Origin of the sequence: Endozoicomonas sp. ALC013, assembly GCF_049310205.1 — a bacterium.
Classification (GTDB): domain Bacteria; phylum Pseudomonadota; class Gammaproteobacteria; order Pseudomonadales; family Endozoicomonadaceae; genus Endozoicomonas.
The window spans coordinates 1-14,259 of the sequence record NZ_JBLYNS010000134.1; the positions used below are offsets into that span (position 1 = coordinate 1).

Sequence of the window (14,259 nt, forward strand, 5' to 3'; positions counted from 1 at the left end):
GATCGGGAGCACGTTTATGAAATATCCGGGCTAAGTCCCGTGATGAGCAGAATAGCCCCTTAAGACATCGCGTTGCGAACAATCATTCGATACCATTTGACCAAATACAGATACAAAAAAGCCTGACAAACTTTCAGGCTTTTTTGAAACTGTCTGCCGGGATTAACAAGGTTCCCTTAATCAAATCAGAGATATAAACGACAGTTTAATAGTTATCAGTAAGACTCGTAAGATTCAGACTCGTATCCGGACTCGTAACCTTCATCTTCTTCATAAGTGCGACCAGTTCCTCCTTTCTTGTGCTCTTTTTCTTTTTGAATTCTCTGGTAAATTTCTTCCCGATGAACTGCAACCTCTTTTGGTGCGTTAACACCGATACGAACCTGGTTACCTTTAACACCCAGAACAGTGACAGTGACCTCGTCCCCTACCATCAGTGTCTCTCCTACGCGGCGAGTCAGAATCAGCATTTCAATCTCCTTATTTACATCTCTGTTAAGTCAACAACCGTCAATTCTGAGCACGCTGGTGCATTGGTTAGAAGCTGATGATATCACCCAGAATGATCGCGTGAAATTACACGACACCAACCCCAGTACAGACATTATTTCACCTTAAAATTGCCTGACCTTTAAACTGCTTTAGTACTCAGTTCAAAGTAATGAAGTATATGTCAGCTCAACCGTTCATGCTTAAGAATTATTCAGCAAACCCAGTCTAGTCACCAAGTTCAGGATTTCCATTCGTATTTCTACCTGCCGGAAATGGTTTTTGGGCTTGATAACTCTACGCGCTTTACTTTTGACTGCTTTTGAATACCTGTTGCTCTTTCCACCCTTGCAATTTCAGGTGGGTTTGGAGCAGAAGAGCCCCCTTACGAGGCTCACGATTTTATTTATATTGACGTTTTAGACCCCATTATCTTCCATTGGTTCCCTGTCCAGCTGAAAAGCCGAGTGGAGCGCCCGAACAGCGAGCTCCAGGTATTTCTCTGCAATGATAACGGAAACCTTGATTTCGGACGTTGAGATGATCTGGATGTTAATCCCTTCAGCCGCCAGCGCTTCAAACATCTTGGTGGCTACCCCCGCATGGGAGCGCATGCCAACGCCGACAATGGAAACCTTGGCGATTTTCATATCACCGTGGTATTCAAGGGCTTCGAGCTCTTTAACAATCTGCTCAACCACCACTTTTGCCCGCTCATAATCATTACGATGAACGGTAAAGGTGAAATCGGTGGTTTTGTCCTCAGCCGTATTCTGGACAATCATATCCACTTCAATATTGGCCCGGCTGACCGGCCCCAGAATCCGGGATGCCACACCGGGAATATCGGGCACGCCCTTAATGGTCAGCTTGGCTTCATCTCGGTTGAATGCGATGCCGGAAACTACCGGTGATTCCATGGCGATACCCTCATCCAGTGTAATCAGTGTTCCAGGGCCATCCTGGAAGGTGTGCAGAACTCTCAGGTTAACATTGTATTTGCCAGCAAACTCGACAGCCCTGATCTGCAGGACCTTGGAGCCCAGACTGGCCATTTCCAGCATTTCTTCAAAGGTGATCTTGTCCAGCCGACGGGCTCCCTCAACCACTCGCGGGTCAGTGGTGTAAACACCATCGACATCCGTGTATATCTGGCATTCATCAGCCTTCAGGGCCGCTGCCAGGGCTACTGCCGTGGTATCCGAACCTCCCCGCCCCAGGGTGGTGATATTATTTTCTTCGTCACGCCCCTGGAAACCGGCCACCACAACCACGCGCCCCAACTCCAGGTCCCTGACGATACGCTCGGTATCAATGCGCTGGATGCGGGCCTTGGTGTGGACACTGTCAGTAACAATAGCTACCTGACTACCGGTATAGGACGTCGCAGGGCAGCCCCGCTCATTCAGGGCCATACTCAAAAGACCGATGGTCACCTGCTCGCCCGTCGAGAGGATAACATCCATCTCCCGTGGCGTCGGCTGTGACTGCATGGATCGGGCAAGCTCCACCAGCCGGTTGGTTTCACCACTCATGGCGGAAACCACAACGACCACGTCGTGCCCCTGTTCGCGGAACCCTTTGACCTTATCAGCAACACCCTGAATGCGTTCAGTGGTGCCTACTGAGGTGCCGCCAAATTTCTGTACTATTAGCGCCATTTTATTCGTTCTACTTCAATCAGCCATGACCCGGAGGCTGACCGGGAATAGAGCGCCTTACTGCGAACACTATTCCCGGACAGCCTCCTGATGATCAAGCTTCCCTGTACCAGCTTCCTGCTGCAACAGCCCAACATAATTTACAGAATACAGACATTCAGAAGCCGGACAGCAAAAGCTGCCATCTCTATCATTCAGTGGATGGCAAAATGTACCATGAATCCCCTCCGGGGTGTATGCCTCAAAGCAATAAAAAACGGGCTGACCCATAGAGGCTGACTTGTCAGAATAGCTAACCATCCTGACAAAACCGCTTACAACTGCGCTTCCAACCACCCTTTAATAGACGACAACGCTTTTTCAAGATTCTCTGGCTGAGAACCGCCACCCTGGGCAAAATCAGGACGACCACCGCCTTTGCCACCCAGCTGCTCAGCCACCATCTTCAGCAGATCACCCGCCTTGACACGTCCGGTCAGATCTTTGGTCACACCGGCAGCCAGAGGCACCTTGCCATCCGCTTTGGTGGCCAGGAAAACGATACCAGAGCCCAGTTTGTTCTTCAGCTGGTCAACCATGTCGCGCAATGATTTGGGGTCAACACCCTCAAGCTCCGTCGCCAGCAGCTTAACGCCATTTACCTCAACCGCCTGAGACACCAGGTCAGAACTGCCAGCGCTGGCCAGCTTCTGCTTCAGCTGCTGCAGCTCTTTTTCCAGGCTCTTGCTCTGGGTAACCAGCGCCTGCAATTTGGCGTCGAGACTTTCCGGTTTGGCTTTCAGCACACGACAAGCGTTGTTCAGCTCGGCAAAGCGCGTCTGCACAAAAGCTTCAGCACCCGCACCGGTCACCGCTTCGATACGACGCACACCGGCGGCAATGCCACTTTCCGCAACAATTCGGAACGCACCAATATCACCGGTGCGACTGGCGTGAATACCGCCACACAGTTCGATGGAGAAGTTGTCGGTGCCCATGGTCAGTACTCGCACTTCGTCCGCGTACTTTTCACCAAACAATGCCATGGCTCCCTTTGCCCTGGCTGCGTCCATATCCATAAGTTCAGTCTGTACCGGAGTGTTGGCACGGATCTGTTCATTCACCAGCGCTTCTATGACCTTTAACTCTTCCGGCTTCACCGCTTCAAGGTGAGAGAAGTCAAAGCGCAGACGCTCCGGATCAACCAGAGAACCTTTCTGGGTTACATGATCACCCAGCACCTGTCTCAGGGCCGCATGCAGCAGGTGAGTTGCCGAGTGATTCAGTGAGGTAGCATGACGCTTGTCAGCATCAACATCAGCGACTACTTCATCGCCAGACTTCAGTTCACCGGATACCACTTCGACAATATGGAGGTGGTGATCACCCTGCTTCCGAGTATCCACAACACGTACAGAACCGGTGGCAAAATTCAGCAGGCCGGTATCACCCACCTGGCCGCCAGACTCCGCATAGAATGGCGTCTGTTCCAGAATAACCGTTGCCTGCAGGCCTTCATTGATCTGTTCTACCTGCTCACCACCCACAAACAGGGAGTGAACGCGAGCCTGACCCGCCGTGTTCTCATAGCCGGTAAAAGCAGTTGAGCCTTCGATCACCAGCTGGTCATTGTAATCAACACCAAACTTGCTGGATGCACGGGCACGCTCACGCTGAGCTTCCAGTGCCTGTTCAAAACCCTCAATATCCACTGTCAGCTTACGCTCACGGGCAATGTCTTCCGTCAGATCCACCGGGAAGCCGTAGGTATCATACAGCGTGAACAGGGTTTCACCGGAGATCACATCCCCCTGCCCGCTGGCCTGCAGAGCAGCAATGCTCTCTTCCAGCAGTTTCATCCCTTTATCCAGGGTACGGGTAAACTGTTCCTCTTCCTGCAGCAGAACCCGCTCAATGTGAGCCTGGTTCTTCGCCAGATCCGGATAAGCGTCACCCATCACCTGCACCAGTGAACCCACCAGCTTATAAAAGAAGGATTCTTTGGCCCCCAGTTTGTGGCCATGACGGCAGGCACGACGGATAATCCGGCGCAGCGTGTAGCCCCGGCCTTCATTGGAGGGCATAACGCCATCACTGATCAGGAAACTGCAGGAACGGATATGGTCAGCAATAACCCGCAGGGACGCTTCCGTGGTGGCAACGCCACCGATAATATCAGAAGCATCGTTCAGCAGAGACTGGAACAGATCAATCTCGTAGTTGCTGTTGACATGCTGCATCACTGCGGCAATTCGCTCCAGGCCCATGCCGGTATCAACCGATGGCCTGGGCAGTGGTTGCATGTCACCGTCGGCCTGACGGTTGTACTGCATAAATACGATATTCCAGATTTCAATAAAGCGATCACCGTCTTCTTCTGGCGTACCCGGACGACCACCCCAGATATGGTCACCGTGATCATAGAAAATTTCGGTACAGGGGCCACAGGGGCCAGTATCACCCATCTGCCAGAAGTTATCGGAAGCGTAAGGCGCTCCCTTGTTGTCGCCAATGCGGATAATATCCTCCGCTGCAATACCAATGTCGTTTAACCAGATATTGTAGGCTTCATCGTCAGAGGCATAGATGGTGACGCAAAGACGCTCTTTAGGCAGTTTCAGCGTGCCGGTCAGAAAGTTCCAGGCAAAGTGCATCGCTTCTTTCTTGAAGTAATCGCCAAAGCTGAAATTACCCAGCATTTCAAAGAAGGTGTGGTGACGGGCGGTATAACCGACGTTATCCAGGTCATTGTGTTTGCCCCCGGCACGTACACACTTCTGGGAAGTGGTGGCACGGTTGTAGTCACGCTGCTCACGCCCCAGGAAAGTGTCTTTGAACTGGTTCATCCCGGCATTGGTAAACAGCAGGGTTGGGTCGTCATGGGGTACCAGAGAGCTACTGGCAACCACTTCATGGCCGTTTTCCCTGAAGTATTCCAGAAAAGCAGAACGTATTTCGTTAGTCTTCATATACAGTTCCCACCGGGGGAGTTATCTCTTGTCAGCCATGAGCGGAAAAGGCCGCTCACTCCCAAACACAAAAATGGCAGCGCAATCACAATGAGCAGCCTTTTCACAGTAAATTTACGCAAACCGGGGATTATATAGGAATGGTGGGAAAAAATGATCACTTCACCCCATCATTAACAGGCTTTTTACCGGGCTTTTTTCACTGATGGCCTAATGAGCAGCAGAGCGGTACTGCTTAAGTATGTGCAGAGAGCGCGAATCTTCCTCCCTTCGCTGGCCTTTGCGTGCCCATAAATAGCGGTCACAATAGACTTGAACCAGGGCCTCCATCAGCTGACGATTGGTGTTTTCACCCAACTCGCCCAGTGCTCTTGCTGCCACTTCAGCGGTACACAAGTACTGCTCCTGACGATTACTTCGGAGACGGTAGATGGATGGCTCTTCAGGCTGCAAGCTCAGTAAATTCAAACCATGCAACCAGGGGCTTTGACGATACATTTTCCTGGCCTGTTGCCAGGTTGCATCAATGATAATGAAGGCAACCTTACGTTCACTCCCGGAATTATAATGCCACTGCCTGTTATGAAGAAGAGAAAGCGGAGTATATCTGGCTCATGGAGAAGCCGCGCTGGGCCAGAAAGCGGGTCTGCCGGGCTCTTTCTTTATGGTCCCGGGGTACAGAGGCACCAAACTTTCGCTCTTTTACCGCTTTTGCCAGTTCATCCCAGTGATCGTCCTGCTCCAGCAGGTATTGACCGATCAACTCGCTATCAACTCCTTTCTGAAACAGTTCCGATTTAATACGAACCGGACCGTAGCCCCGCTGTTGACGACTGTAGACAAAACTTTCAACAAAACGGTCATCACTTTGCAGCCGTTCCTCCCGCAAGCGGGTAAGCGCATCAAATACCAGTTCCCGGGGAAAACGGCCCGAGAGTTTTCGGGCCAGTTCGGTAAAACCATGTTCCCGCCGGGCCAGTAGATCCATGGCAGCCCGGCGGACATCGTTTACCGATTGAATGACATCAGCAGACATTCAATTACTCAGCCAGCAGCTCGTCCTGCTGTACACTTGCCGCTGCATCGTCGTCACCTTTTTTGCCAGCACTTTTTCCGGCGTCAACTTCGGCTTTTTTTGCAGCGTCCTTCTCTGGAGTGCTCATTAACTCAGCACGGATCTGGGCTTCGATTTCAGCCGCCACTTCCGGGTTATCAGAAAGATACTGGGCAGCATTGGCTTTACCCTGGCCAATCTTGGTTCCTTTATAGGCATACCAGGCACCGGATTTGTCCACCAGCTTCAGCTTGACACCCAGATCAATCACTTCGCCCATATGGTAGATGCCCTGACCGTACAGAATCTGGAATTCTGCCTGACGGAATGGTGGCGATACCTTGTTCTTCACCACTTTAACGCGGGTTTCGTTACCGATCACCTCATCGCCCTGCTTCACCGAACCGGTACGACGAATATCAAGACGTACAGAAGAGTAAAATTTCAGCGCGTTACCGCCGGTAGTGGTTTCCGGGTTGCCGAACATCACACCGATCTTCATACGGATCTGGTTAATAAAGATGACCATGCAGTTGGTCTGTTTGATGGAACCGGTCAGCTTACGCAGTGCCTGAGACATCAGACGGGCCTGCAGACCAACGTGGGAGTCCCCCATATCACCTTCAATTTCAGCCTTGGGTACCAGGGCAGCGACAGAGTCAACCACGATGACATCCACGGCACCGGAACGAACCAGCATATCGGTAATTTCCAGCGCCTGTTCACCGGTATCCGGCTGGGAGACGTACAGGTCATCCACATTTACACCCAGCTTACCGGCGTACTGTGGGTCCAGGGCATGCTCAGCATCAACAAAGGCACAGGTGGCACCGTGCTTCTGGGCCTGGGCAATAACGCTCAGGGTCAGCGTGGTTTTACCGGAAGATTCAGGGCCGAAGATTTCAATAACACGGCCTTTCGGCAGGCCACCAATGCCCAGGGCAATATCCAGTTGCAGAGAACCGGTAGAAATTGCGGGAATTGCTTCCTGCTTCTGATCCCCCATCCGCATGATGGCACCTTTACCAAACTGTCGGTCAATCTGGCCAAGTGCTGCTGCCAACGCTTTTTTTCTGTTATCATCCATTTTTTCACGCCCTCAGTTCGATTCTGATTTCATCAGGAACAGCTCAATAAGTAATACTGTATATTTAAACAGATACTGGATATTTGTCCAGTATATTTATCGCTTCGACAGGAAGGAATCTTTTTTCAGGTTAACGTTTCTCAGGTCAACAGGGTCAGAACACCCAGCAACGCCTGAACAACCGTTTGCGCCCTGATCTGATCACGATCACCCTCAAAATGGAAGTGCCTTGCAGTTGTTTCCTGGCCGGCACTCCAGGCAATCCAGACGGTTCCCACAGGTTTTTCCGGTATCGCCCCCCCCGGTCCGGCAACGCCGGTCACGGCTATAGAGATATCCGTTGCCAGCAGCTTGCGGACACCCCGGGCCATGGCGATAGCCACCTGCTCACTGACCGCACCGTATTTATTCAGCAACACTGTCGGCACATGCAGGAGATTGGCCTTTACGCCATTGGCATAGCAGATGACACCACCTTCAAACCAGGCCGAGCTTCCCGGCAACACGGTCAGGGCATGACCAATACCACCACCGGTACAGGATTCAGCGGTAGACAGGGTCCAGCCCCTGGACATCAGGAGTTCAGCAATTTCCCTGACAATGGGGGACGTAGCAGAATGCAGTGCAGGTTCCATGGTCACTCGCCAGTACGGTTATCAGAGGAGCCAATCAGGATAGGATGTTATAACACGATTAGGGGCAGTCTTCACAAGTTATCATTGAATGCACCATTTCACAGCACTGTTGCCAGGGAAACATGCCTTGCCCCGGAGCATCGGGGCAAAGCATTCTCTCTCTATTCAAACTCCTTCAAACTCTCCACCGTTATGGCATAGACAACGTCAGTGTACTCGGAGGTATTGTTTTCAACCCTGATCACTCCTTCCAGCCAGTAAGGGGTATAGCCCGCTTCTGTGACTTTTATGCCCTGGTCATAGCGGACAAAAATGGTCTGATTGGGTGGCGGTGGCGGTACATGAATACAGGCTCCCAGGGTTGGCACCAGCAACAGCTCTGTGGCTGATTGATCCTTGCCAATATTCAGCGGTACCAGGTAACCGGGAATTTTGACCCGTTGCTGATTCATACTTGCTACCGGAATCTTGCCCAGCTCTTCAATATACTCAATAGCCTCTTCCTGACTGATTTCACCCGCCTCATATTTACGGACAATGTCCTCATCCACCGGCGGCATCAGATCATCCCAGTTGATCTCTTTGATCGCAGGCTTTTCGGTGCTTGCAGCCATGGCAAAGTTCACCGGCATAAAAGCCAGCATAAGCACCACGGCCATCCAGCCAGGGTGTTGTCTTCCAGCTATCATTATTTGCTCTCCTACAGCCTGACCGTCAGACCATCCGCCAATGAATTTTTATAGGCCCGCCAGGCAGGCACTGCACCCAGTATGGTCGCCGAGATAACAATGACGACCGCCAGAATCCACTCAAACATCCCCGGTAACGCAATGGTAATGTGCAAACCCAGCTGCACTTGCAATACCGGTTGAATGGCGAACAGCATTCCATACATCAGCAGGAAGCCCAACAGTGTACCAGTGATGGCATAGATCAGGGACTCGGTCATCATCAGGGTAAAGATATGCCAGGGCCGGGCACCTACTGAACGGAGAATGGCCATCTCTCTGCGCCGTTCATTAAGCGACGTCAGAATGGTGGTCAGCATACCCACCAACCCCGCAATCACCACCATCACGGAAACCGCCAGCAATGCCTTTTCCGCTGAACCCACCAATTGCCAGAGTTCTCCCAGGGCGACACCCGGTAAAATAGCCGTCAGTGCTTCCTGGCGATACTCATTCACTGCCCGCTGATACCGAAAAGCCGCCACCCGGGACTTCAAACCAACAAAATAGGCGGTAATGCTGGACGGTTGCAAATCCATGGCCCGTGCCCTGTCGGCAGAAACCGAGAACAGTGCATTAGGTGCTGCCCCATTGACCCAGTCAATGTGCAACGCCTCAATCCCCTCCAGAGAGATCATTACCACTCGGTCCATAGGGGTGCCGGTGGGCTTTAACACACCAGAAATCCTGAAGGGTTTATCCTGATGCGTCTGCAGGCTCCGGCTTTCAACACCATGACTGAGCACTATTTCCTGACCAGCCTGATAGCCAAGAACCGCCGCCACTTCAGAACCAATCACCGCATCATAGAGATCATCAAATGGCTTACCATTTTTGAAACTGATGGGCTGATCATCACCAAAACGGAAGTGTTCAAACAGGGTTTGAGCGGTACCCACCACGCGATAACCTTGATGGGAGTCCCCCAGGGCAATAGGGATAGTCCAGGCGACTGCCTTATTGGAAGACAATTCCTGGTAGGTTTCCCAGGTAATGTTATTGGTCGCATTACCCAGATGAAACACCGAATAAAGCAGCAGATTAAGCGAACTGCTGCGGGCACCAACCACAAGATCGGTACCGGACACGGTACTGGTAAAACTGTTCCGGGCCTCAACCCGCACCCTTTCCACGCCCAGCAACAAAGCTACGCTGATGGCAATGGAGAAAATGGTCAGCAATGCCGTGGTTTTGCGATTACTCAGACTTTTCACCGCCAGATGAAGTATTGACATTACACCACCTCCGGCTGGCCTAAAGGCCGATGTTGACTGGCCCGGTTAATTTCATTCAAGGCCACAGAGCGATCAAACAAGGCTTCCAGGGCAGAGTCATGGCTGACAAAAACCAGCGTACTGCCAGCAGCCTCACACTCAGCAAACAGCAGACGAATAAATGCCTCACGGGTATCGCTGTCCAACGCCGAGGTGGGCTCATCTGCGATCACCAGATCAGGACGACCAATCAACGCTCTGGCTGCTGCCACTCGCTGCTGTTGGCCGATACTGAGCTCCGTCACTGACCTTTGCAGCAACTGCGGCTCGGTCAGCTCCAGATGGTTTAGCAGTCGAATCGCTTCCTGCCCGGCATCAACGCCCATGGATTGCACGTTTTCACGGCGCTTGCTGGCAAACCCCAGCGGCAGTGTGACATTGTCAACTACTGAAAGGTAAGGGATCAGGTTAAACATCTGAAAGATAAAACCGATATGATTGGCCCGGAAATGATCCCGCCGTGCCGGGGAGAAACGACCAATGTCGTTTCTCAGCACAGAGACAGCACCGGCAACCGGTGTGAGCACGCCGCCCAGCAGCCCCAACAGCGTCGTTTTACCCGACCCTGAAGGCCCCCGGATAAACACCTTCTCACCCTGATGGATTAACAGCTCTGGTATATCCAGAACCGCAGTTCCCGGCTGCCAGCCAAACTGGACATCCTTTAGGTGAATCACCGGTTGACCGAGACTGCTCATATCAGAAGCGCACCTCTGGTCGCTCACGGTTCATCTGACCCGCTACCTGGCCAGAATCGGTAAAGCCCTGAACCTTCAACTGTTCACTGTTTGCAAACCGCTGAAACAGTCGGGTAGAGATGCTGTTAAGCCCGGCAATATTGGCACACTCATAAACATAAGTAGCAGCAATATCCATATGCGCTGACTCATGGTGACCATCGCTATGGTGGTCATCGTGTCCATGACTGTGATGGTGGGAATCCTGATGACCATCTGTATGATGGTCGTCATGTTCATGCTTGTCATGGTGGTGTCCATCTGCATCACCATGATGATCTTCTCCATGCTCACCGCTGGCCGAAGCCGATGCCGCTTTCAACGTGCAGGACGCCGCTGGCGTAAAAGACCATAAATCGTCTTTTTCCAGTTCCTGCAAGGCATCTTTAAGTTGCCTGCGCTGAGCCTCCGAACGGATGGATTCAAAACCAAGAATATCAAACCCCGGCGTTTCCAGTTCAATATGAACCTGACGACCTTCAATGGCAAAATTCAAATGACCGGCTCCATGTACATGGGCTCCGGCATGACGATGCCCATCAGCGGAAACACCTGCTGTTATCAAGGCACAGGCAACAGCGGCCACTTTTGCAACACAACGCATACACAATTCCTGAAAGAAAGAAATAAATAAGTGATGAACCATCAAACTTCAGAGCTAGCGTTAATACCCGCACACCCCGTTCATCCTGAGCTTGTCGAAGGGTGGTGCCACCGCACTTCGACAAGCTCAGCACGAACGGTATGGGTATCAACACCTGGGAGGCGGTGCGCGGGTGTGTCTTTTGGTTGGCGTGGAAGAATGGATTGATAAGCGATAGGGACGGTCGTTAAGTACCGCACCAAACCGCACCTTTACTTTGCACCAATGAACGGGTGAAGCGGCTTGAGACACCAGCATACAGGCCGATGAATGCGGGTGCTCATTGTGCTGTTGATCACTGGCATCATCGACCATCGAAATAACTGGATTCTGCCAGAATATTTCAGATTGCTGATTTTCCTCCAAAGCCGTATGGACGTGGCTCAGTGTGTAGTGCACCACCAGCAGATAGACAGCCACCATAAGAAAAGACAGCAATTGCTTACTGTCTTTTCCACGGGCTGTCCGGCAAAGGCTGATGGTCATCTTCTGCGATTCCTTTCGGTATTGCCCTCACCCTGTTCCGGAGGGACCAGCACCCAATCTCAAAATCCAAATCGTTATAACATAACGTACATCAAATGACCAAAATATAATGCCAGAGTATTATATTTGATCAGGCATCAGGACCGCAGCAGCATCCGGTCATTTTATCTGGTGAACCAAATATCTGATTTGTTGTCAATAAGTCCCAATGACGGAGGGTTGAGCCCTGACGGTCATTTTACAGATTTATGCTTTTCAAGGTTTTTTAATGCCTGACCAGAGGAGTTGGTGTATATGTTTTTTTATCCTGCCCATTCCACTCCCGTTGACTCTGGCAAGGTTGAGTCACCGCCGCTCAATACTGAGGGTAAAGATAAAGCCCCTGCTCACCGGTCATCCGAAGAAAAAACTTCAATATTATTCCGAACCACCAGTGGTGCCTGCTTCAGGTGCAGGCCAGCTGACGCTGATCTGTTGCCACAGCTGTATTGCTTCCCGTGTTCAAATTTAACCAGTAAGTCAATCAAGACGCGCGACTCAAGTAAAATTTATGATCCTTCCCATGTTATTGAAAGCGCACCCTACCCGCCGGAGAGCGCTCAGGGTGATCAGCATTGCGGGGTCATAGACCTGGCAAGGCAGTCGCCATCTACACTACCTCACCAAGACGACATTGATGCCATGCCCCTGCCCGCTGACATTCGGTGTGCCAGAAAATTTTGTCCTGAGATTAATCAGTTTGCACAGTGCCAGGCGTTGACTGAATTGTCGAAAAGCCTGGAGGTTGCCTGTGCCAGAGGCGTAATGCTGAATAATTTCAAGGGCGCTGAAGATTCTCCTCCGGGCATCGAATGCGGCCAGTGGCTGTCTCTGCATGAACTGCCCGCCCATTACCATAATGATGATGAACATCCCGCCCGGACGTTGGCCTCTGTTTGCAAAAAGCCTGGGGTCAACCCGCTGATACTGCCTGAGCCAACCACTGCAACCAGCGAGACTGAAGGAGCAACAGCAGGGGCACTGGCGACTCCGACAATAGCCTATGCCCAGTACGAAGCCATGGTTAAACAGTTTGGGGAGGTACTCAATGGCTTTGCCGGGCTAAGGCGTGCCTATCAAAACCAGGCCGATAGCGTCGATGAACTGTGCAGAGCCATTGTTAGCCAGCAATCACAAATACAGAAGCTTGAGCTGGAACTGCAAATCCACAAAGCAACCACCGGCAACGGCGTTTTACTCTGGAAGATACCCGGTTTCAAAAATGAGCTGGATAAGATCAGGAGTGGTGTTAGTCAACAACTCATCAGTCCCTTGTTTCATTCAATTAAAGGACATGCATTGTATGCACGAATTTATCTTACTGGTGATAAAGCAGATCAGGATCGGGATATCGGTCTGTCCATTGGGCTTATGCCATCGCTTTATGATCCGATTCAGCGTCAGCAATTCGCCGGATCTATTTTATTTGAAATCCTTGGCAGGAGGGGTGGGGTGATACACAGTGATGTCATTCTTATTGCTGAAAACGTAATCAAGCTTCCGAACCCGGAAGATAATCCAGAGACTTTTGTCAATTGTATTTCTATAAGCCAGAAAAAGATGATGGACGAATGGCTGGTAGACGACGACCTCTTTATCAGATGCAGGCTTTAGCAATTAACGACTATGTAAACCGGTTGCCTGTCAAAATGAGCGCCGGTCAATAAACGGCAGAGGATCGCCTGATTTACTCAGACCATTTTTCATGGCAATGCGCTGGTTTTTACGCCCCAGCAGGCGTGCCTGAACCCAGCGCTCCCAGCGCAGGGCTTTCCAGGTGTCGGCTTTCCAGGTTTTTCTGAACAGGTATTTGGCTGCGGCAACGGCATCCGGCGATTGCCTGCAAATGGTTTGGGCAAGCTGTTCTGCTGCCGCCATCGGGTCATCAGCCAACCGGCTGATCAAACCGAACTCGTGCCCCTCCCGGGCAGTGAATTTACGCCCGGTCATGGTCAGCTCCTGGGCAATATCAATACGGGTCAGCCGGGAGAGCGTAACCATACCACTCATATCGGGAATCAAGCCCCACTTCATCTCCATAATGGCAAGGCTGGCATCCGCCCTGGCAATGCGATAATCCGTGGCCAGGATAATCTGCATCCCACCACCAAAGCAGTTACCATGAATAACGGAGATAACCGGGACCGGCAGGTCTCGCCAGCAATGGGCTATCTCCTGGGCAATATTCTGTTTGGTCCACGGCAATTTAAGAAAGACTTTTGCCACTATGCCCGGGTCTTTGTTGACGGCCTGAAAATCCAGTCCTGAGCAAAAAGAGGAGCCATTCCCGGAGAGAATCACGCAGCGGATCGAGCGATCCTTCCGGATTTTTTTTGCGGTAGCAATCATGTCACGAAACATGGCCATATCCAGGCCGTTATGTTTCTCAGGACGGTTCATGGTGACGTAGGCAATGTGATCTTTCACTGCATAGAGCACACGGGGTTGATCAGACATGGGAACCTCAACAGCAGCCGG

General features: G+C 51.5%; 12 protein-coding genes and 2 pseudogenes. 1 reads left to right on the top strand and 13 read right to left on the bottom strand.

Features of this window, described 5'->3' with window-relative positions; genetic code table 11:
- Positions 1-305: 305 nt before the first annotated feature.
- The 12 genes and pseudogenes from csrA to ACO6V1_RS19050 all read right to left on the bottom strand — a co-directional run.
- Positions 306-470 (bottom strand): annotated as a pseudogene (csrA, locus tag ACO6V1_RS18995) (carbon storage regulator CsrA); the annotation flags it as partial.
- Positions 471-908: 438 nt separating this feature from the next.
- Entirely contained in the window at positions 909-2,150 is a 1,242-nt protein-coding gene (locus ACO6V1_RS19000) for an aspartate kinase (RefSeq protein ID WP_422445252.1), read from the bottom strand.
- Positions 2,151-2,464: 314 nt separating this feature from the next.
- On the bottom strand, positions 2,465-5,098 hold the full coding sequence (gene alaS, locus ACO6V1_RS19005; RefSeq protein WP_422468052.1) for an alanine--tRNA ligase: 2,634 nt from the start codon (positions 5,096-5,098) through the stop codon (positions 2,465-2,467).
- 210 nt (positions 5,099-5,308) lie between these two features.
- Positions 5,309-5,641, bottom strand: a pseudogene (locus ACO6V1_RS19010) (DTW domain-containing protein); the annotation flags it as partial.
- A 37-nt stretch (positions 5,642-5,678) separates the two neighbouring features.
- Entirely contained in the window at positions 5,679-6,134 is a 456-nt protein-coding gene (locus ACO6V1_RS19015) for a regulatory protein RecX (RefSeq protein ID WP_422468054.1), read from the bottom strand.
- Between the two features lie 4 nt (positions 6,135-6,138).
- Positions 6,139-7,239, bottom strand: a complete 1,101-nt coding sequence (gene recA, locus ACO6V1_RS19020; RefSeq protein ID WP_422445258.1) for a recombinase RecA — start codon at positions 7,237-7,239, stop codon at positions 6,139-6,141.
- A 140-nt stretch (positions 7,240-7,379) separates the two neighbouring features.
- Positions 7,380-7,874 (bottom strand): CinA family protein, encoded by a 495-nt coding sequence (locus tag ACO6V1_RS19025; protein WP_422468056.1) that lies wholly within the window; start codon positions 7,872-7,874, stop codon positions 7,380-7,382.
- A 161-nt stretch (positions 7,875-8,035) separates the two neighbouring features.
- The gene (locus ACO6V1_RS19030) at positions 8,036-8,563 is read right to left on the bottom strand and encodes a DUF3299 domain-containing protein (RefSeq protein WP_422445262.1); all 528 of its coding nucleotides are present in this window, start codon (positions 8,561-8,563) and stop codon (positions 8,036-8,038) included.
- Between the two features lie 11 nt (positions 8,564-8,574).
- Positions 8,575-9,837 (bottom strand): ABC transporter permease, encoded by a 1,263-nt coding sequence (locus tag ACO6V1_RS19035; protein ID WP_422445264.1) that lies wholly within the window; start codon positions 9,835-9,837, stop codon positions 8,575-8,577.
- A complete protein-coding gene (locus tag ACO6V1_RS19040; RefSeq protein ID WP_422445266.1) occupies positions 9,837-10,574 on the bottom strand; it encodes an ATP-binding cassette domain-containing protein in 738 nt (245 codons plus the stop codon). The genes ACO6V1_RS19035 and ACO6V1_RS19040 overlap by 1 nt, the downstream gene beginning before the upstream one ends.
- A 1-nt stretch (position 10,575) precedes the next feature.
- Positions 10,576-11,217: a ZrgA family zinc uptake protein gene (locus ACO6V1_RS19045; RefSeq protein ID WP_422445268.1), complete on the bottom strand. Its 642-nt coding sequence runs from the start codon at positions 11,215-11,217 to the stop codon at positions 10,576-10,578.
- A gap of 147 nt (positions 11,218-11,364) precedes the next feature.
- Positions 11,365-11,742, bottom strand: coding sequence for a hypothetical protein (locus ACO6V1_RS19050; protein ID WP_422445270.1), 378 nt, complete (start codon positions 11,740-11,742; stop codon positions 11,365-11,367).
- Positions 11,743-12,036: 294 nt separating this feature from the next.
- Here ACO6V1_RS19050 and ACO6V1_RS19055 point away from each other — a divergent pair, with 294 nt between their 5' ends.
- Positions 12,037-13,395 carry a hypothetical protein gene (locus ACO6V1_RS19055; RefSeq protein WP_422468058.1) on the top strand — a complete coding sequence of 453 codons (1,359 nt, stop codon included), beginning with the start codon at positions 12,037-12,039 and terminating at the stop codon, positions 13,393-13,395.
- A 30-nt stretch (positions 13,396-13,425) separates the two neighbouring features.
- On the opposite strand, the gene ACO6V1_RS19060 is transcribed toward ACO6V1_RS19055, so the two are convergent.
- Positions 13,426-14,259, bottom strand: an 834-nt coding sequence (locus ACO6V1_RS19060; protein ID WP_422468060.1) for a crotonase/enoyl-CoA hydratase family protein, incomplete at its 5' end; no start/stop codon positions are given.